The sequence below is a fragment of the Bradyrhizobium sp. BR2003 genome (genome assembly GCF_009720285.1).
GTDB classification, from domain to species: domain Bacteria; phylum Pseudomonadota; class Alphaproteobacteria; order Rhizobiales; family Xanthobacteraceae; genus Bradyrhizobium; species Bradyrhizobium elkanii.
In genome coordinates, this window is record NZ_SMYJ01000009.1 from 1 (window position 1) to 19536 (window position 19536).

Sequence of the window (19536 nt, forward strand, 5' to 3'; positions counted from 1 at the left end):
TGCGCACCATGATCGTGCGCGGCGAGCTGGCGCCGGGGCAATCGCTGGGGGAGGCCGACTTGTCCGATGCGCTCGGCATCTCGCGCACGCCGCTGCGCGAGGCGCTCAAGCAATTGGCGAGCGAGGGTCTGGTCGAGCTGCGGCTCAACCACAGCGCCGTGGTGGCGCCGTTCCGCCGCGCCGAGCTCGCCGAACTGTTCGAGGCCGTCAGCGGCATCGAACGCTGCGCCGCCGAGCTCGCCGCGCTGCGCATGGAGCCGGAAGACTTCGAACGGCTCGCGGCGCTGCAGGACAAGATCGAGTGGCATCACGGCCGCGGCGAGCTGCGCGACTATTTTCAAGTTAATCAGCAGATCCATTCGGCGATCGTCGGCTTCGCCCGCAATGCCGTGCTGAAGGCGACGCACGAGGCGCTGCTGGCGCGGGCGGAGCGCGCGCGCTTCTTTGCGCTGTCGGTGCTCGGCCGCTGGGATGAATCGGTGCGGGAGCATCAGGAGATTTTGGCCGCGCTTAAGCGCCGCGATGCGGCCCGGGCCGGGCAGATACTGGCCCATCACGTGCGCCGCACCGGCGAGATCGTCGCCGAGACGCTGGATGCCAAGGCAATGAACGACAAGGCGGACGACGCTGCGGTACCGGAGCCACCGGCAAGGCCGCGTGGCCGCAAGACGAGGAACGTTGCGCCATGAAGATCCTGCTGCTCAATCCCAACACGACAGCTGATGTGACGGATCTGCTCCATGCCGCCGGCAGCAAGGCAGCGTCGGCCGGGACCGAGCTCGTGCCGGTCACCGCCGCGCGCGGCGTGCCTTATATTGCGACTCGCGCGGAGGCCCAGATCGGCGGCGCGATCGCGCTGGAGATGCTGGCCGAAGCCGGCCCCGGCGTCGATGCCGCCGTGATCGCGGCGTTCGGCGATCCCGGCCTGTTCGGCGCGCGTGAGCTATTCGCCTTTCCCGTCGTGGGATTGGCCGAAGCTGCGATGCTCACGGCCTGCATGCTCGGCCGCCGGTTTGCGATCGTCACCTTCGCCGGCGCGCTGGCGCCCTGGTACGAGGAATGCGTCGCCATGCACGGGCTAAGCGCGCGCTGCGCCGGCATCCGCACGCTTGACGGTAGTTTCCAGTCGATCTCGGAGGTGCAGGCCGAGAAGGAGGAGCTGCTGGTCGCGCTCGCCAACCGCGCGGTCGAGCGGGACAGCGCCGACGTCGTCATTTTGTCGGGCGCGCCGCTCGCCGGACTCGCGGCAAAGGTCCGCGACCGCATTCCGGTGCCGGTGGTCGATCCGGTGGCGGCGGCGGTGCGGCAGGCGGAAACGCTCGCCGTGCTCAAGCCGCGCAAGGCGGTGGCCGGCACCTTCCGCCGTCCCGATCCGAAGCCGACGCGCGGGCTGGCAGGGCCACTCGCCGCAATCATCGAACACCGCTCACCGAAGGAGGGGACAAACTGATGTCCTTCGACACCATCATCCGCGGCGGCACCGTGGTGACCGCCGCCGACACCTTCGCCTGCGACGTCGGCATCCGCGGCGGCAAGATCACGGCGCTCGGCCATGATCTCGGCGATGCGGCCACGATCATCGACGCGACCGACCGCCTGGTGCTGCCCGGCGGCATCGACAGCCACGTCCACTTCGCCCAGCCGTCCGGCGACGGCATCGTGATGGCCGACGGTTTTGCCAGCGGCACCGGCTCGGCGGCGTTCGGCGGCAACACCACCGTGCTGCCGTTCTGCCTGCAGGAGAAGGGCCAGACGCTGCGCGAGGCGCTGAAGCAATACCATGCGCTGGCCGAAGGCGAGTGCCATGTCGACGTCGCCTTCCATCTCATCCTCACCGATCCGACCGAGCATGTGCTGGGCCAGGAGCTGCCGGCGCTGGTCGAGGACGGCTACACCTCGCTGAAGGTCTTCATGACCTATGAGGGCCTCGCGCTGTCGGACCGCGAGCTGCTGGAGACCATGTCGGTCGCGCGCGAGACCGGCGCGATGCTGATGGTGCATGCGGAGAATTTCGACGCCATCCGCTTCCTGACCGACCGGCTGGAGCGCGCCGGCAACACGGCGCCGCGCTTCCATGCGACCTCACGGCCGATCCCGGTCGAGCGCGAGGCCACCCATCGCGCGATCTCGCTGTCCGAGCTGGTCGACGTGCCGATCATGATCGTGCATGTCTCGAACCGCGAGGCGATGGACGAAATCCGGCGCGCGCAGCAGCGCGGCTTGCGGGTGATGGGCGAGACCTGCCCGCAGTACTTGATGCTGACCGAAAAGGATCTCGATCAGCTCAACATGGAAGGCGCAAAATACGTCTGCTCGCCGCCGCCGCGCGACGTCGCCAGCCAGCAGGCCTGCTGGGAAGGTCTGCAGCAGAAGGTATTTTCGGTGTTCTCGTCGGACCATTGTCCGTTCCGTTACGACGACCCGCAAGGCAAGCTTGCGCCGAAGGGGCGCACCAGCTTCCGCTGGGTGCCGAACGGAATTCCGGGTGTGGCGACGCGGCTGCCGATCCTGTTCTCCGAAGGCGTGGTGAAGGGGCGGATCGACCTCAACAGCTTTGTCGCCTTCAGCGCCACCAACCACGCCAGGATCTACGGCCTCTATCCGCGCAAGGGCACGATCGCGGTAGGCTCGGATGCCGACATCGCGCTGTGGGATCCGAAGCGCAAGGTGACGATCCGTCACGAGCTGATTCACGACGGCGCGGACTACACGCCCTATGAAGGGCTCGAGGTCACGGGCTGGCCGGTGCTGACCATGGTGCGCGGCAAGGTCGTGGTCGATAACGGTACGCTCGTCGGCGGCAAGGACCACGGCACCTATCTGCCGCGCGCCAAGCCGCCGAAGGCCGCGACCATTCCGTAACGAGCAAACAGAGAAGGCAGGAGATCAACATGCCCCATGCTGTGACAGACGACGGAGTGCGGCTCTATTTCGAGGAGACCGGATCGGGGCATCCGGTGATCCTGGTTCACGAGTTCGCCGGCGACTTGCGCAGCTACGAGCCGCAGATGCGGCACTTCGGCAAGCGTTTCCGGACGATCGCCTACAATGCGCGGGGCTTTCCGCCGTCGGATGTGCCGGAACAGGTCTCGTCCTATTCGCAGGCGCGCGCCGCCGACGATATCCTCGCCGTGCTCGATCACATCGGCGCGCCGAAGGCGCATATCGTCGGTCTGTCGATGGGCGGCTTTGCGACGCTGCATTTCGGATTGCGTCACCCTGATCGGGCGTTGTCGCTGTGCATCGGCGGCTGCGGCTACGGCGCCGAGCTCGACAAGCGCGAGACGTTTCGCGCCGAGGCCGACGTGATCGCGAACATGATCCGCAAGGACGGCATGCCGGCCTTCGCCGAGCGCTACGCCTATGGGCCGACCCGCGTGCAATATGAAAACAAGGACCCGCGCGGCCACGCCGAGTTCAAGACCATGCTGGCCGAGCATTCGGCGGTGGGATCGGCCAACACCCAGCAGGGCGTGCAGAAGGAGCGTCCCTCGCTCTACACGCTGGTCGACGAGATGAGGCGCATCACGGTGCCGACGCTGATCATCACCGGCGACGAGGATTGGCCTTGCCTGCTGCCGGGCATCCTGATGAAGCAGAGCATCCCGTCGGCCGCGCTCGCGGTGATGCCGAACTGCGGCCACGCCATCAACATCGAGGAGCCCGACGAATACAACCGGATCGTGGGCGAATTCCTGGCGCAGGTCGAGAGCGGCCGCTGGCCGCAGCGCGATCCCAGAGCGGTCAGTGCCTCGATCACGGGGATGAAGGATTAGCCTCGTTCACCGCCGCGGCGAACTGACTCGCGGCCTTCATCTGCGACCAGACCAAAGATCCCCGCTTTTCGGGACACATCCCCGGAAGGCGCGGATTTTTTTCGGGCGTGAGCAAGCCGCGACAGCCGGCGGCGCACAATCCGTTCGCATGATTGCTGACTGCTGCCGTCATGTTCAACGCGATCCCTTCAATTCCATCTCTTCTGACCGAAGCCGCGTCCACGGATAGCCGCTCGCGTCAGAGGAGTGACGTCTGTCATGCGCGCAAGAATTGATCCTTCGATGCCCGCTGCAACCGATGCGGACATCAGCGCACATCATCGTTCGTCGCATTCATTCGATCGACACAGCGCTGTCATCGGTGGTGGATAACTTGTCGCAGGTCGACGTCATAAATCCTTAAAAATAAGGGGCACTACGGTGAAAGCCAAATTTCTTTCGACGGTCGGAGTCTGTCTGGTTGCTGCCGCTGCGGTGATGTGCAGCGCCGCCGCTCAGGACGACAACAAGGGCAATAACGGCCACGATCATCATCCGCACGACATCCACACCCAAACGCCGATCAAGCATCTCGTCGTCATCTTCAACGAGAACCGCTCGTTCGATCACTACTTCGCAACCTACCCGGTTGCGACCAACCCGACCGGCTCGATCCCGTTCACGGCGAAGCCGCATACGCCGAAGGTCAACAACCTCGCCAGCGCCAATCTGTTGACCAACAACCCGAACACCAACCCGGCCAACGGCACCGGCGCGACCAATCCGTTCCGCCTCGACCGCACCCAGGCCAACACCAAGTCGCAAAACCACGCCTACACGCCCGAACAGCAGGCGGTCGACGACGGCAAGGAAGACCTGTTTCCGAAATTCACCGGTCGCGGCACCGCCGGCGGCGTCGGCGCTTTCGGCACCAACGGGCAGGTGATGGGCTATTTCGACGGCAACACCGTCACCGCGTTCTGGAATTACGCCCAAAACTTCGCGATGAGCGACAATAGCTGGACCGACACCTTTGGTCCGTCGACGCCCGGCGCGCTCGAGGTGGTTGCCGGCCAGACCGACGGTGCGCAGAACATCGTCGGCTCGTCATCGTCGATCGCCGACGGCCAGGGTGGCCTGACGCTGATCGGTGATACCGACCCTGCCTACGATGCCTGCTCGAGCACCACCAGCCAGGTCCTGATGACCAGCAAGAACATCGGCGACCTGCTCAATGCCGAGCAGATCAGCTGGGGCAGCTTCATGGGCGGCTTCGACCTGACGCTCAAGAACAGCAACGGCACCACCAACTGCGGCCGCAGCACGTTCTCGAGCAACGTCAACGGCACCGTCGTGGATTACATTCCGCACCACGCCTGGTTCCAGTACTACAAGTCGACCGCCAATCCGACCCATGCGCGGCCGAGCTCGGTGAATGCGGTCGGACACACCTATGTGCCCGGCGGCAAGACGCTCGATCCGGCCAATCATGCCTACGATCTCGAGGATTTCTACGCCGCGGTGAAGGCCGGCAACTTCCCGGCCGTCTCCTACATCAAGATGCCGGCCTATCAGGACGGTCATCCCGGCAACTCCGATCCGCTCGACGAGCAGGCCGGCAATGTCGAGCTGATCAACTTCCTGCAGAAGCAGAAGGAGTGGGGCGAGACCGCCGTCATCATCACTTACGACGACTCCGACGGCTGGTACGACCACCAGTACCTTGCGCCGATCAGCGCCTCGTATGATCCGACCGCCGACCAGGTCAACGGTCCCGGCCAGTGCGGCCGCGGCATCGGCAAGCAGACGCAGCCGAAGGGCCTCAACGGCCAGCCGGTGAATGGCCGCTGCGGTCCCGGTACGCGCATCCCGTTCCTGGTGATCTCGCCCTTTGCCAAGCGGAATTACGTCAGCCACACCCGCATCTCGCAGGCCTCCGTCGTGCGCTTCATCGAGGACAACTGGCTGCACGGCCAGCGTCTCGGCGGCGGCTCGTTCGACGACAACGTCGAATCGATCGCCGACATGTTCGACTTCGAGCGTGGCCACGGCCAGGATCACGAGTACCGGCAGGACACGCTGTTCCTCGATCCGACCGCCGGAACGGTCATCGTCAGCCCGCCGGATGATCACCATCACCACTAACGCCCTTCGGTTCTGATCCATTCAGAACTGAAGCTCTGCCCTGACGCCTTCTGCTCGCGCGAACTGGTCTCCAGTTCGCGCGAAAAAGCCCTTTCCGTTCCGATGGGATCGGAACGGGCTCTAGGTTCTTGTTTTGACGCGTTTCTTCACGCGAACCGGTATCCACTTCGCTCGAAAACGCTTAACGACACTGGATATGACATGAACGGCCGCACCTTGTGGCTTCTCGGCGCCGCCCTGCTGTGCATGGCCGGCACTGTTGCGGCCGTCGAGACGCAGGGACTTCCGGGGACCAATCCGAACCCGGTGCAACTCAGGCGTCCGCCGGTCGCCCCGCTGTCCGCCATGGCGCTGCTCGGTCAGAAGATCTTCTTCGACGCGTCGCTGTCCTCTTCGGGCGCATTGTCATGCGCGTCCTGTCACAGTCCGGATCACGCCTACGGGCCACCCAACGATGGACCGGTGATGCTCGGCGGGCCAGCGCAATCCCGGCAAGGGACACGCGCCGTGCCGGGCCTGACCTATCTCGAGCGGCAGCCGAATTTCAGCATCGGGCCGGAAAAGGACGAAGACGACAATGTCGTCGACTTCGCGCAACTGGCCGCGCTCGGCCAGCAGGCCGCGCGCGCCAGGAAAGTTGCGACCGGGACTGCCGCCTCGGCGGTCAACATCGTGCCGCAGGGCGGACTGTTCTGGGACGGCCGCGCAGATACGCTGCAGGACCAAGCGATCTTCCCGCTGCTCGATCCCAACGAGATGGACGGCGGCAGCATCGAAATCGTGGCGCAGAAGCTGCGCCGGGCGAGCTACGCGCCGCGCTTCGCCGAGTTGTTCGGCGCCCAGGTCTTCGACAATACGCGGCTGCTGGTCGCGGAGGCCATGTTTGCCGTGGCGCGTTATCAGGTGGAGGAGCCGAGCTTCCATCCCTACACCAGCAAGTTCGACTACTGGCTGGAGGGCAAGGCGCGATTGAACGAGAGCGAGTTGCGCGGCCTGCAATTGTTCAACGATCCGGACAAGGCCAATTGCGGCGGCTGCCATACGTCGCAGCCGACCCGGGACGGTCTGCCGCCGCTGTTCACCGACCACCAATATGAGGCGCTCGGCGCGCCGCGCAACGCCGCGCTCGCCGGCAACCGCGATCCCGACCATTTCGATCTCGGGGTCTGCGGTCCGTACCGCACCGACATCGCCGAGCAGACGCAGTATTGCGGGATGTTTCTGACGCCGACCTTGCGTAACACGGCGACGCGTCGCGTGTTCTTCCACAACGGCGTCTTCACCAGCCTCGAGCAGGTGCTCGACTTCTATAACTTCCGCGACACCAATCCGGAGAAGGTCTTTCCGCGCGACGTCGACGGCACGGTGCGCAAGTACGATGACCTGCCGGAAAGATATCACGGCAATGTCGACGTCAGCGATCCGCCGTTCGAGCGCCATCTCGGCGACGTGCCTGCGATGACGGCGCAGGACGAGGCCGATATTATCGCCTTCCTGAAGACGCTGACCGACGGTTACCAGCCGGAGCGGTAAGGCGTCGCGACGTTCCATCGCGGAACCGAAGCGCGAGTTGGCAGGGCTTCGTGATGCGCGCATACTGGGCGCATGAATATTGTCGAAGGCAACGGTGCCAGGATCCCGGCAATCGGGCTCGGCACATGGGAGCTGCGCGGGCGGACCTGCGCCCGCATCGTCGAGCAGGCGTTGCGGCTCGGCTATCGCCACATCGACACCGCGGAGATCTATGACAACGAGCGCGAGGTAGGCGAGGGGCTGCGTGCCTCCGGCATCAAGCGCGACGACGTGTTCGTCACCACCAAGATCTGGACCACGCATTTCATGGCCAAGGATCTCGAGCGGTCGGCGAAGGAGAGCCTGGCACGGCTGCGCCTCACCGAGGTCGATCTGTTGCTGCTGCACTGGCCCAATGCGCAGGTGCCGCTTGCCGAGACGGTCGGCGCGCTGGCGCGGGTCAGGCAGGCGGGCCTGGCGCGGCATATCGGCGTCTCGAATTTCAACGTGGCGCTGATCGAGGAGGCGGTGGCGGTGTGCCCCGAGCCGCTCGCCTGCGACCAGGTCGAGTACCATCCTTATCTCGACCAGGCCGATGTGATCGAGACCTGTCGACGCCACGGCATGGCATGCGTTGCCTACAGTCCGATCGCGAAGGGACGGGTCAAGGGCGACCGCGCGCTGGCGCGGATCGGCGACCGCTACCGCAAGACCGCTGCCCAGGTCTGCCTGCGCTGGCTGGTGCAACAAAATGTCTCCGCGATCCCGCGCACCTCGAAGCTCGAGCGGCTGCAGGAAAATATCGACATCTTCGATTTCGAGCTGTCGATTGACGACATGCGCGAAATCTCGGCGATCGGGAGCGCCGACGCGCGATGATCGCCCCGCGACGCATGGGGTCTTTACCTGAGCATCAAGTCTCGGAAAAATGGCTGGGTCCTGATCCCGATCATGCTAATGCCCCGCTGGCCGATTGCAGCTTTGGACCGAATGGGGATTGAGGCAGGCGGGTTCCGACCGGTATTGTCATCGGCGGGGAGAGACATCACTGATCTGATCGAGTGGGATGAAATTTCGGCCAAACGCGGATCTGATGGCGTCGGTGTTCGTGCACCTGATGCTGCTCGGGCTGATTTTCCTTTATTCGGAGGTCCATCAATTCGATCCCGTCGCCGCTGACACGGTGCCGGTCGAGATCGTGACGCCGCAGGAGGTCGCCAGGTCCGAGGTCGAGACCAAGTCCGAACCGGCACCGAGCCCGTCGCCGACGCCCGAGTTGCAGTTGCCGTCGCTCGACAAGCCGGTGGATTCAGCCAAGCCCGAACCATCGGCCCAGGCGGCCGCGCCACAGCAGAACGCGCCACGGCAGCCGCCGCAGAAGCAGTCGACGCCGCCGGCGCCCAAGCCCAGCCCGGCGCCGCAACATGCCGCGGCCGAGCCGCCGCCCGCGCCGCCGGTACCGCAAACGCCACCGATGCCCCAGCCAACGGCGCAGCAACAGGCGGCGGCGTCGTCGCCTGCCTATGCGCAGCCCGAGCCTGATCTTTCGGTCAAATACAATGTCATGCTCGGCCTGCCGCCCGACATCTCCGTGAAGCCGCCCGCCAGCGCGCCGTCCGGCCCCGGACCCGGCAAGGACAATTTCGACGCAGCCGCCACCGAGCAGGCCGACGTCGGCTCGAGCGTGGTCGCCGAATTCCGCCGTCATCTGAAGACCTGCCTGAAACTCCCGCCGACGCTGAGCACGGGCGACGACGTGAAGATCAAGCTCAGGGTGTTCATGAAGCCCGACGGCAAGCTCGCCGCGCAGCCCTTGCTGATCGAGGCCACCGCCTCGGAAAAGGGGCCGCTGCTGCTGAAGAGCGCGACCGATGCGCTGCAGGCCTGCCAGCCCTATGCGATGCTGCCGCGGGATCGCTACGGCGAATGGAAGGTGCTCGACCTCGATTTCAGCCCGCGCGATTTCGCGTCGTAGACAAGGGGGCGCGTCAGCTTCCCATCGCCTGCCAGGCGTTCGAGGCGAACTGCCGGCGCCAGATCACGATCACGACCGCGGCTGTCGTGACGAACAGCACCCAGGGACTGACGAACCAGCCGAGATAGCCGAGCGCGAAGAAGAACGCGCGCTGGCCGCGGTTGAAGTGCCGGCCTGCCGTCTCGAACAGCCGCGTGGTGCGGATCACATGGGCCTCCGCCTCCGGCGTATCGCGCTGGTCGGCCGGCGGCATCGCGCCGAACAGGATCGCCACATAGTTGAACAGGCGATAGGCCCAGGCGAATTTGAAGAAAGTGTAGATGAAGATCAGGATCAGCCCGATGCACTTGACCTCCCACAAAGCGGGCGAGGGCGTGAGGTTGACCGGCAGCGCGCCGAGCACGGCGAGCGCGTCATTGGTGGCGCGCAACAGCGCCAGCGCGCCGCCGATCGCGATCAGGCTGGTGGAGGCAAAGAACGCGGTGCCGTTCTGCAAGCTGGCCATGATCTGCATGTCGACCATCCGTGCGTCGCGGTTGAGCAGATTCCGCACCCAGATCTCGCGATAGACGTGCATCCGCGCCGACAGGCTGTCGCGCCCATACGCGGTGTGCTCCAGCGTGATGGCGTAGACCAGCCATTCCAGCGCAAAGAAGCCGACGGCCAGGATGTCGGTCCAATAGCCGGTCATGTTGCCTTCCTTCGTGAGCGCGCGGCCGACTGTCCGCGCCGGGCCGCATCCGCGTCATGTACAGGTTGAACGCGTGCAATGCACTATGGCAAACTAACGTGGCAACAGGATTCCCCGGACATGCTCAAGCTCGTCATCGGCAACAAGAACTATTCGTCATGGTCGATGCGGCCCTGGCTGGCGCTCCGCGCCAACAACATCCCGTTCGAAGAGGTCTTCATTCCGCTCTACACGGACCAGGCCGACAAGGACCGCATCCTCTCTTTCAGCAAGGCCGGCAAGGTGCCGACGCTGATCGATGGCGACGTCACGGTGTGGGACTCGCTGGCAATCATCGAATATCTCGCCGAGAGATTTCCCGAGGCGAAGCTGTGGCCTGCGGATCGCGTCGCGCGCGCGCATGCCCGCGCGATCTCGGCGGAGATGCATTCCGGCTTCATGCCGCTGCGCAACGAATGCGGCATGAACCTGCACCGGCCGATCCGCGCCGTCGCGCTCTCCGACGATGCGCGCGCCAACGTGGCGCGGATCCAGGAGATCTGGGCAGAGTGCCATGCGCGCTACGGCAAGCAGGGTCCGTTCCTGTTCGGCGCGTTCACTGCGGCGGACGCGATGTATGCCCCCGTGGTGCATCGCTTCCGCACCTACGCGATCCCGGTGCAGGCCGAGGCGCAGCACTATGTCGATGCCATGATGGCGCTGCCGGCGTTTGCCGAATGGACCCGCGACGGCATTGCCGAGACCCTGCGGATCGATCGATTCGAGCACGTCTGATTCCGAATTGTGACAGCGGTCGCGAAGATCGCGGCTTGACGCCGCCGGGCCAAGGGCGTCGAATCCGGCAAGGCTGGTTTCGCAAGTCGTGAAAGGACTTAGACCATGGGCATTCTCGATTCCCTGGAGAATTCGCCGGAGCTGAAAGGCATGCTTGGCCAGCTTGGCGCGGCGGTGATCCCTGTCGTGCTCGGCGAGGTTCTTGGCAATGGCGGGCAGGGCGGCTTGTCCGCGATTGTCGCCAAGCTCGAGCAGGCCGGGCTCGGCGAGCAGGTCAAATCCTGGATCGGTACCGGTCAGAACCTGCCGATCACGGCTGAGCAGCTCCAGCAGGTGCTCGGCAGCGACACGGTCAAGCAACTCGCCGCCAAATTCAACATTCCGGTGGACCAGCTGTCCAAGGTGCTCGCCCAGCAACTTCCGGCTGCGGTCGATGGCGCGAGCCCGGACGGCAAGCTGCCTCACACCGCCTGAGCGGTGGAATCAGGGTTCCGGCCGGGCTCGGCGGGCAATTTCCGGCTGGCACGCAAATTGCTGCCTATCGCTCTGAAAAACCTGCAAAAATCGTACCTTCGCTATGCCCCAATCTAGCTGGATTTGGGGAGGTGCGATGTGCTAGCTTGCCGCAGGGTTCTCAAAATGCCGGCCTGAGCTATCGGGACTGTCAGCTCAGCCAGCAATCTCTAAGAAAATGGAGAGGGCGTTGAAGCATAAGTACTCGATTGGCGAGACCGTCTATTTCACGGCCAGCAACGTGGCGCGCCCCGCCGCGAGCGGCACCTATCAAGTGATCCGTCTGCTGCCGACCGACGGTGACGACTGCCAGTATCGCATCAAGAGCTCGACTGAAGCTTTCGAACGGGTGGCCAAGGAGAGTCAGCTCGCGCTGTCCTGAAGGAATTGTGCGCAAGCCGGCGGCTGGCGCGGGTTCCGCGCCGCCGCCGTCAAAAGGCCCTGTTCGCAGATCCATTGTGCTGAAGGTTGGACGTCGGGGTGGCGGCGTTCGCCGTCGCGGATTGTGCTTACGCTGCGTTGAGGGACATCGCGCATGAACTGGGCTTCCTCGCTGGATCAGATCTGGCGCTCACCGACCTTCCCGATGTGGCTGACGCTGGCCGCCGCGGGGTTCTTTGGGATCGTCGTACTGGTTACGCTGCTGCGTGCGGAAAAATCCGTCGCCAACGGCGCGCTGACCGTGATCACGCTGCTGTCGATCGCGGTTGCGGTCGCCGCGACGATACGTGGCTTCGGCCCGGGCGGGCAGGCGGCGCCGGCGGAGACGCGGACGGCGCAATTGGCCAGCCAGACGGTGCCGGCGCTGGCCTGCGTCGACGACCTCGCCGGAGACGCCGTTCTCAACGCCTGCGAGAAGGTGCTGTTCGGTTCATCGGATACGGCGGCCGCAGCGGTCAGCTACGCGGCGGCGCAGGTCTCGCGCCTGACCGCGCTGGGCGATCTCGCGACCGCCGAGCGCAATTCGACCACCGAGTTGCTGGCGCTGCGCCGCGCCATCGAGCATGACCGCTACGGCCTGGTGGCCTATGCGCTGATGGCGCGCGACCACTGCACGCCGACCGCATGCCCCGCGTTCCGCTCGCTCGGCGACAACCATCAGATCATCGCCAACATGAACGAGCGGACCTACGAGAACCTGATCACGCGCTACGCGGGGTCCTGGAACGCGCCAGCCGGCGCCCAGGCGTCGGCCGCCGCCGGCCTGGTCGCGGCGCTGCCGCAGTCATTGCCCACCGGCAAGCCGACCAACGCGGAGTTTCCGAGCTCGGCGAACACGCCGCCGGTCAGCATCATGACGCCCGAACCGGCGAAGCCGGCCGCAGCCGCACCGGCCGCGCGCGCCGCCGCCGCGCCGCCCCCTGCAGCCCCGAAGCGGCCGCCGGCAGCGAAGCGCCCGGTCCAGATCGCGCCGGCCCCGGCAGCTCCGGCACCGCCTCCAGCCGCCGCCAGCGCACCGGCGGCTGCGAACGAACAATGAGCGTGATGACGACGGCTTGAGCCGCCGTCATTGCACTGTTCCGGCTTCGCTTCGCTCGAAATGCGCTTGTAGTCCCGATATCCACCGCCGCGGAGAGCGCTCCCTTTTCAAAGCGCGCGCCGGCCGCTACATCCGGCACATGCCGCTTCATCTCATCAAGCTCGCCGTCGGTTGCGACTCCGTCAAGGAACTCAAGGGCTGGGTTGCCGAACGGATGGCGACTGCGAAGAAAAAGGGCCTGCCGCTCCGTCACGTCCACATCACGCGGATGACACCGAAGCGCGAGGAGGAGATCCTTGCCGGCGGCTCGCTCTATTGGGTGATCCGCGGCGAGATCGCCGCGCGCGAGAAGATCATCGCCATCGAGCCGTTCCGCGACAAGGACGGTATCGGCCGTTGCCGGCTGGTGATGCAGCCCAAGGTGATCGCGGTCTCGCCGCGGCCGATGCGGCCGTTCCAGGGCTGGCGCTACCTGACCGCGGACTCCGCGCCGACCGATCTCACCAAGTCGAGCGCGGCCAGCGTGGCATCGATGCCCGAGCCGATGCGCCGCGAGTTGCGCGACCTCGGCTTGCTGTAAGCAATCCGATTGCTCTGAGCAATCGAGCGGCAGTGATCCGGGATCACTGGGTCACGAGATGCAGCCGGGCCCATTCTGAGGCCGGGACCTCGACATAACGGCCACCCGCCTTGTCGGCCGTGACGTCGAACAGTTCATGGTCGATCCCCATCTCGCTGAGATATCTGCGGAACTGATCGGTGAAGATTGTCGTGAGGCTGTCGCGGTGCTCGGCAGAGACGTTGGGTGCGAGCCGGTCGTAGATCTGCATCCTTGCGGTCAGGATGACGCGGTTGCCGGCCGGCAGGCTGCGATGCACCCCGCCCGCAAGCATCAATACACATGCAAGCTCGCAGGGTACACTGGAGAGCTTTTCCTTTGCATCCAGCGGGCCGCCGGGCCGCTTCAGCGCAAAGCATTCCTCCTCGGATTTTCCGTCGCATGCCTCGACCTCGGTCGCCGCCACCGCCGCGTCGATGCCGCGACCGCGCAGGATGCGGCCGAGGCTGGCGGCGACGGTGAGGTCGGACCCGGGTTTGACGTTGATCACCACCGGCAGCTTGCGGCCGTTCTGCCGGTCGAGGATCGCCAGCAGGCGCTTGTAGGTGTCCCATTGCACCGCGCCCTCGGCGGCGATCCAGTCCGAGCAGCCCGGGCCGCACGCATCGGGCGCACCATGCGCGACATAGAAGATCATCGCGCCGGGCGCCGAATTGACCCCGCCGACCGGCGGCCGGGTCTGTGCTTGCGCCAGGCCGGCGGCCGCGAGCGCGATGCCGAAAGCAATGCCTTGCCTGAAGTAACCGATCATTTTGATCGCCTCTGAAAGGCGCGATCATCCGCGCGTCGGTCGCGCAGATGAGGCCGACCCTCATTACAGGCTCGAACCTCGTTTGCGCATGAACCGCATCACACTTTCCGGATCCTGCTTCAGACCGGGATGTTGTCGATCAGGCGCGTGCTGCCGAGCTTTGCCGCCACCAGCATCCGCATCGGGCCGTCCTTCAGTGAGCCGATCGGCGCCAGGGAGGCGGCGTGGCGCACGTCGAGATAATCGAGCACGAAGCCGGCCCTGGTGATCGCCGCGGCGCCGTCGGCCATTGCGGTCGCGGTATCCTCGCCGGCGCGCAGGCGGCCGGCCGTCTCCTTCATCACCCGATGAAGCTCGGGGGCGGCGCGCCGTTCCTCCGGCGAGAGGTAGACGTTGCGTGACGACATCGCGAGACCGTCGCGCTCGCGCACCGTTTTGGATCCGATCACCTTGACGCCGAGGTCGAGGTCCGCGGCCATCTGGGTGACGACCCGGAGCTGCTGAAAGTCCTTCTCGCCGAAGATCGCGACGTCGGGCCGGACCTGGGTGAAGAGCTTGCCGACCACGGTGGCGACGCCGCCGAAGAAATGCGGCCGGAAACGATCCTCGAGCCCGGCAGTGGCCGGCCCCTCCGGCACGATCCTGGTGGCGAAGCCGTCCGGGTACATCGCCTTCACCTCGGGATGCCAGATCAGGTCGACGCCCTCGGCGGCGAGCTTGGCGACGTCTTCCTTCCAGGTACGCGGATAGGAGCCGAAATCTTCGGTTGGTGCGAACTGGGTCGGGTTGACGAAGATCGAGACGACGACCCGCTTGGCGCGGCGCTTGGCGAGGCGCACCAGCGACACATGGCCGTCATGGAGCGCTCCCATGGTTGGGACCAGCGCGACGGTCGCCTTCTTGGCGCGCAGGGCGTCGACGGCGCGACGAAGGGCGGGGACGGTACGGACGACGGTGGGATTTCTCGGCATCTGGTCTCGGGCTCGTGGGGCAATCCGGGTGGGGACGAATCTGGGTGGGACGGGTTGGCGTTCGGCAGGTCACGCAGCTTACCAAGTCCGAACCGCTATCGGCAAACTGCCGCGACAAGCCTTACCCGATCTCGGACGCGCGTGGATCACAGCTGCCGTGCCGCCGATCGACGCAGCATTCTTGCTTGATCGGTTCGTCATTAAGCACGGCCGCAATTGATTTCCTGTCGCGGCGATGCATTTCACTTGACCGCAGCGGCGCTCGCTTTGAAAATCATTGACGGGATTTGAATCATGTTGGTGCAGGCTCGTCAGGGTCAATCCGGCTCCGCACATGTCATTGTGCTGGGCAACGAGAAGGGTGGATCGGGAAAGTCGACCACCGCCCTGCATATCGCCGTCGCGCTGCTGAAGGCCGGGCAGCGCGTCGCCAGCATCGATCTCGACTGCCGCCAGCAGAGCTTCACCCGCTACATCGGCAATCGCCAGGCCTGGGCGCGACGCACCGGGCTCGACCTCGAGCTCCCCGCCCACCACTGCATCAAGTACGGCGAGACGATGCAGATCGAGGAGAACGAGAACGCGGAATTCCAGCAGTTCATGGCCGCGGTGAGCGCGGTGGAACGCGCCTATGATTTCATCGTCATCGATACCCCGGGCGCGGACAGCTACCTGATGCGGCTCGCGCATTCGATGGCCGACACTTTGGTGACGCCGATCAACGACAGCTTCCTCGATTTCGACGTGCTCGGCACCGTCGATCCCGCGACCTATGCGGTGACCGGCGAGAGCCATTATGCGGAGATGGTGCGCGACACCAGGCGCAAGCGCCGCCAGCTCGACGGCGCCTCGACCGATTGGATCGTGGTGCGCAACCGCCTGTCGATGCTCGGCTCGCGCAACAAGCAGCTGGTCGCCGACGGCCTGAAGCAGCTGTCGCTGCAGCTCGGGTTCCGTTCGGTCGACGGCTTTGCCGAGCGGGTGGTCTATCGCGAATTCTTCCCGCGCGGGCTGACGGCGCTCGACGACATCGACGAGGCGACGCTCGGCACCCGCCCGAGCCTCGGCCACGTCACCGCCCGCGAGGAGGTGATGAGCCTGTTGCGCCAGCTCAAGCTTCCGCTGGACGAGCGCGGCCGCCGCCGGGCCGCCAACCGGGCCGAATGGTTCAGCCAGGTCGACAAGCCGCTGGAAGTCGACGACATCATCGGCAGCTAGGCCGCCGGGCACTCCCTCGGGCAGGTTCCAGGGCGGCTGGCGCGCAGCAGGTGACGATCGTCACTTTTGGAGGGTGCAGAAGCACGGTAGTCTTGCGGGGTTTTCGGCCACTCCGTCGCCAATATGCCGGAACAAAGCTGGCCAGATCCGGTTTTCCCAAGCCAGCCGCGTTCTCGCTCCTATCGGCTGGTCTTGAGGTATTATCGTGCCGCAGAGCCATGGCGCTGGAAGCGAATGCACAAAGGTTGTGTGCACCGCACAATGAACGTGCTGCGAAGTCCCAACTTTTAGACTTCCTGTCACAGCGCCGTGACATATATTCTCAAAAGGAGGCCGAAGAGTCTCCGGCCAAGAATAGCCCTGAAAAGGCGGGCACCTCGAGGACGTCATGAAGCGTGGAATTCTCGTTCTGCTTTCTCTCTCCGTGGTGATCACGGCGGCCTATTTCACCGCGAGCAAGTGGGCGATCCGTCACGAAACTCTCATGTTCAAGGACCCGACGCGCGATGAGCGGCCGGTCGCGGTCGACGTTGCCGTGCGCTTCGACAAGGAGATGCAGGCCGACGCTGGCATGATCACGCTGCCGGTTGCGATCCTCAATCATGGCAATACCGTCAAATTCACCGAATATTCCTTCCTCGCGAACGTGTTCGCGGCGCGCGGCTATCTGACCATCAGCATTCAGAACGACCTGCCGTCGGACGGACCGATGGTAACCAAGGTCGGCGAGCTCTATGTCGGCCGCCTGCCGCAGTACCAGCGCGGCATCACCAACATCAAGTTCGCGATCGAGGAGATGAAGAAGCGCCAGCCGAACGCGGACTACAGCAAGCTGACGATGGTCGGCCATTCCAATGGCGGCGACATCGCGATGTATTTCGCCAAGCAGTATCCGGACGAGATCAAGAAGGTCGTGACGCTGGACAATCTGCGCGTGCCGTTCATGACCGACGGCAAGTTCAAGATCCTGTCGTTCCGTTCGCATGACTCGCAGTTCAAGCCGGATCCGGGTGTCGTTCCCGATGCCGACGAATGCGAGAAGGCCGGCATCACCGTGGTCAACACCAACTTCCAGCACAACGACATGCGGGACACCGGGCCCGAGAAGGCCAAGGACTCGATCCAGGCCATGCTCGATAAATTCCTGGCCGACACCGACAGCGCTGTCGCGCCGGTCGACACCAGGAATGCGCCGCCGAAGATTCTGGAGCCGGGTCCCGTCTCGCTCTACGTGCCGGTCGAGAAACCTCAGACCTTGACCGACAAGCTCAAGAAGTCGCTCTCGCTGACCAAGACCGAGACGAAGAAGGATCCATCGGTCACGAATTGACCGGGCGGCCCGGGATCCAGGCTGGCCCGTCACGTTGACCAATCCGCTGCCGCGGCCCACATAGTGTTTGCTGTACGAGGCAAGCGCTGATGGCCGGCAAGACGATCAAACCGACATCCGGAAACGATATACGCCCGGCTCATGCGCCTGGCGTGCCGACATCCAGCGCGAACGACATCGCGGCATTCGTCGCCAAGGCGCGGGCGATGTCGCCGCATCGCGCCGGCGCCCGCGGCAGGCTGGTGTTCGCGCTCGACGCCACGATGAGCCGGCAGCCGACATGGGACATGGCGTGCACGCTGCAGGCGGACATGTTCCGCGAGGCCGGCTCGCTCGGCAGTCTCGATATCCGCCTCGTCTATTATCGCGGCTTCAATGAGTGCCGCGCGTCGGGCTGGATCTCCGACAGCGCGCAGCTCGCGCGGCTGATGAGCAAGATCGATTGCCAGGGCGGCAATACCCAGATCGGCAAGGTGCTGTCCGAGACGCGCCGCGAGGCGGTCGAGGCAGGGGTGCGCGCGCTGGTGTTCGTCGGCGACGCGATGGAGGAAAGCGCCGACGATCTCTGCGCCAAAGCCGGCGAGCTCGGCCTGCTCAAGGTGCCGGTCTTCATGTTCCAGGAGGGGCACGACGCGACCGCCGAGCAGACATTTCGCGAGGTCGCCCGGCTGACCGGCGGTGCATGGTGCAGGTTCGATCCCGGCGCGGCCGCGCAGCTCCGCGAATTGCTGCGTGCCGCCGCGGCCTATGCCGCCGGCGGCCGCGAGGCGCTGCTGCAACTGGCCAAGACCGCGAGCGGCGCGGCGAAGCTGATCGGTCAGATGAAATAGCGCCGCGTCGCGTCAGGCTCCGCCTGATGCCGGTGAGACGAAGCTTCGCATGCTTTTTGCCGCCGGGCCGCCTATATTCCGGACATGCCAACCCTGATCGCTGGCGTCGTCGCCGTTGTCGTCCTTTATTCCGCGCTGCAGATGTTTCGTGCGGCCAATCCCGCCGTGCTTGCGCGCGCGATCAAGATCGGTGGCGGCGTGCTCGCACTGGCGGTCGCGGCCTTTACCGGCGTGCGGGGCGAACTGGCAGTGGCAATTCCGCTCGGCATCTTCGGCGCCGGACTGCTCGGCTGGTCGCCGTTCGGAAGCACCGGATTTCCCAATCTGGGCGGCATGTTCGGCGGTTCGCGCAGCCAGGGACAAAGCTCGCGGGTGCGCTCGCAATATCTCGATATGAGCCTCGATCACGGCAGCGGCGTGCTCAGGGGCCAGATCGTGGCCGGACCGCAGGCCGGCCGCATGCTCGACGAGTTCGACCTGTCGCAGCTATTGGCGATGGTCCCGGGCTTCGACGCCGAGAGCGTCGCGCTACTTGAAAGCTATCTGGACCGCCGTTTTCCCGCCTGGCGTCAGGACGCACAGGGCGACCGGGCACGGGGGCAGGGCCGTGCGGCGTCGGGTGGCAAAATGACGAACGAGGAGGCCTATCAGATCCTTGGCCTGCAGCCGGGAGCGTCGCGCGACGACATCAGCCGGGCCCACCGTACCCTGATGAAGAAACTCCATCCCGACCAGGGGGGCTCGACGTACCTCGCGGCCCGTGTGAACGAGGCCAAGGATACTTTGCTTCGCACGCATCTCTAACTCCGGCTACGCTACCAACGCCACAGCCGAGAGCCGCCTTCCGTTTCTGATTGATGCCCCGTCTGGCCCGCCGCTGTCCGGCGTGGCCGATCGCTCTTTCGGGAAAACTTAACCGTAAAATCTTGACGAGAAGTTTCATGGTCGTGCCGCGCGTGGCCGGCCGGCCGT

20 protein-coding genes are annotated in these 19536 nt (G+C 65.2%); 17 read left to right on the forward strand and 3 right to left on the reverse strand.

Annotation, left to right across the window (positions count from 1 at the left end; all coding sequences use genetic code 11):
• From E2I15_RS04400 to tolA, 8 genes are all read left to right on the forward strand, one after another.
• On the forward strand, positions 1-689 hold a 689-nt coding region (locus tag E2I15_RS04400; protein ID WP_196238886.1), incomplete at its 5' end, for a GntR family transcriptional regulator.
• On the forward strand, positions 686-1450 hold the full coding sequence (locus tag E2I15_RS04405) for an aspartate/glutamate racemase family protein (RefSeq protein WP_137477572.1): 765 nt from the start codon (positions 686-688) through the stop codon (positions 1448-1450). The genes E2I15_RS04400 and E2I15_RS04405, both read left to right, overlap by 4 nt.
• Entirely contained in the window at positions 1450-2862 is a 1413-nt protein-coding gene (gene hydA / locus E2I15_RS04410; RefSeq protein WP_210241869.1) for a dihydropyrimidinase, read from the forward strand. Before E2I15_RS04405 ends, hydA begins: the two co-directional genes overlap by 1 nt.
• 29 nt (positions 2863-2891) lie before the next feature.
• On the forward strand, positions 2892-3776 hold the full coding sequence (locus tag E2I15_RS04415) for an alpha/beta fold hydrolase (RefSeq protein ID WP_137477576.1): 885 nt from the start codon (positions 2892-2894) through the stop codon (positions 3774-3776).
• A gap of 477 nt (positions 3777-4253) precedes the next feature.
• Entirely contained in the window at positions 4254-5900 is a 1647-nt protein-coding gene (locus E2I15_RS04420) for a phospholipase C (protein WP_155262227.1), read from the forward strand.
• Positions 5901-6101: 201 nt separating this feature from the next.
• Complete coding sequence (locus E2I15_RS04425) at positions 6102-7433, forward strand: cytochrome-c peroxidase (protein WP_137477580.1); 1332 nt, start codon at positions 6102-6104, stop codon at positions 7431-7433.
• 72 nt (positions 7434-7505) lie between these two features.
• On the forward strand, positions 7506-8291 hold the full coding sequence (locus tag E2I15_RS04430; protein WP_137477582.1) for an aldo/keto reductase: 786 nt from the start codon (positions 7506-7508) through the stop codon (positions 8289-8291).
• Between the two features lie 187 nt (positions 8292-8478).
• Positions 8479-9387, forward strand: a complete 909-nt coding sequence (gene tolA, locus E2I15_RS04435) for a cell envelope integrity protein TolA (protein WP_137477583.1) — start codon at positions 8479-8481, stop codon at positions 9385-9387.
• A gap of 13 nt (positions 9388-9400) precedes the next feature.
• Here the strand turns inward: tolA and E2I15_RS04440 are convergent, their stop codons facing one another.
• Positions 9401-10078 carry a DUF599 domain-containing protein gene (locus tag E2I15_RS04440; RefSeq protein WP_018272024.1) on the reverse strand — a complete coding sequence of 226 codons (678 nt, stop codon included), beginning with the start codon at positions 10076-10078 and terminating at the stop codon, positions 9401-9403.
• 120 nt (positions 10079-10198) lie between these two features.
• On the opposite strand from E2I15_RS04440, the gene E2I15_RS04445 reads away from it, so the two are divergent.
• The 5 genes from E2I15_RS04445 to E2I15_RS04465 all read left to right on the forward strand — a co-directional run bounded on the left by E2I15_RS04445 (position 10199) and on the right by E2I15_RS04465 (position 13425).
• Entirely contained in the window at positions 10199-10852 is a 654-nt protein-coding gene (locus E2I15_RS04445; protein ID WP_170991437.1) for a glutathione S-transferase family protein, read from the forward strand.
• Between the two features lie 105 nt (positions 10853-10957).
• Positions 10958-11326 carry a YidB family protein gene (locus tag E2I15_RS04450; protein ID WP_018272022.1) on the forward strand — a complete coding sequence of 123 codons (369 nt, stop codon included), beginning with the start codon at positions 10958-10960 and terminating at the stop codon, positions 11324-11326.
• 217 nt (positions 11327-11543) lie between these two features.
• Positions 11544-11747 carry a hypothetical protein gene (locus E2I15_RS04455; protein WP_018272021.1) on the forward strand — a complete coding sequence of 68 codons (204 nt, stop codon included), beginning with the start codon at positions 11544-11546 and terminating at the stop codon, positions 11745-11747.
• Positions 11748-11900: 153 nt separating this feature from the next.
• Positions 11901-12845 (forward strand): hypothetical protein, encoded by a 945-nt coding sequence (locus tag E2I15_RS04460; RefSeq protein WP_137477587.1) that lies wholly within the window; start codon positions 11901-11903, stop codon positions 12843-12845.
• Positions 12846-12984: 139 nt separating this feature from the next.
• A complete protein-coding gene (locus E2I15_RS04465; RefSeq protein WP_137477589.1) occupies positions 12985-13425 on the forward strand; it encodes a DUF1489 family protein in 441 nt (146 codons plus the stop codon).
• 43 nt (positions 13426-13468) lie between these two features.
• Here the strand turns inward: E2I15_RS04465 and E2I15_RS04470 are convergent, their stop codons facing one another.
• Positions 13469-14215 carry a hypothetical protein gene (locus E2I15_RS04470; RefSeq protein WP_137477591.1) on the reverse strand — a complete coding sequence of 249 codons (747 nt, stop codon included), beginning with the start codon at positions 14213-14215 and terminating at the stop codon, positions 13469-13471.
• Positions 14216-14334: 119 nt separating this feature from the next.
• Positions 14335-15186, reverse strand: coding sequence for a pantoate--beta-alanine ligase (panC, locus tag E2I15_RS04475; protein ID WP_137477593.1), 852 nt, complete (start codon positions 15184-15186; stop codon positions 14335-14337).
• 294 nt (positions 15187-15480) lie between these two features.
• Between panC and E2I15_RS04480 the strand changes: the two genes are divergently transcribed.
• The 4 genes from E2I15_RS04480 (at position 15481) to E2I15_RS04495 (ending at position 19368) form a co-directional block, all read left to right on the forward strand.
• Entirely contained in the window at positions 15481-16404 is a 924-nt protein-coding gene (locus E2I15_RS04480) for a division plane positioning ATPase MipZ (protein WP_137477595.1), read from the forward strand.
• A gap of 388 nt (positions 16405-16792) precedes the next feature.
• Positions 16793-17734, forward strand: a complete 942-nt coding sequence (locus E2I15_RS04485) for an alpha/beta hydrolase (protein ID WP_050999547.1) — start codon at positions 16793-16795, stop codon at positions 17732-17734.
• Positions 17735-17823: 89 nt separating this feature from the next.
• On the forward strand, positions 17824-18564 hold the full coding sequence (locus tag E2I15_RS04490; RefSeq protein ID WP_137477597.1) for a vWA domain-containing protein: 741 nt from the start codon (positions 17824-17826) through the stop codon (positions 18562-18564).
• An 84-nt stretch (positions 18565-18648) separates the two neighbouring features.
• Complete coding sequence (locus E2I15_RS04495; protein ID WP_137477598.1) at positions 18649-19368, forward strand: DnaJ domain-containing protein; 720 nt, start codon at positions 18649-18651, stop codon at positions 19366-19368.
• Positions 19369-19536: the final 168 nt, after the last annotated feature.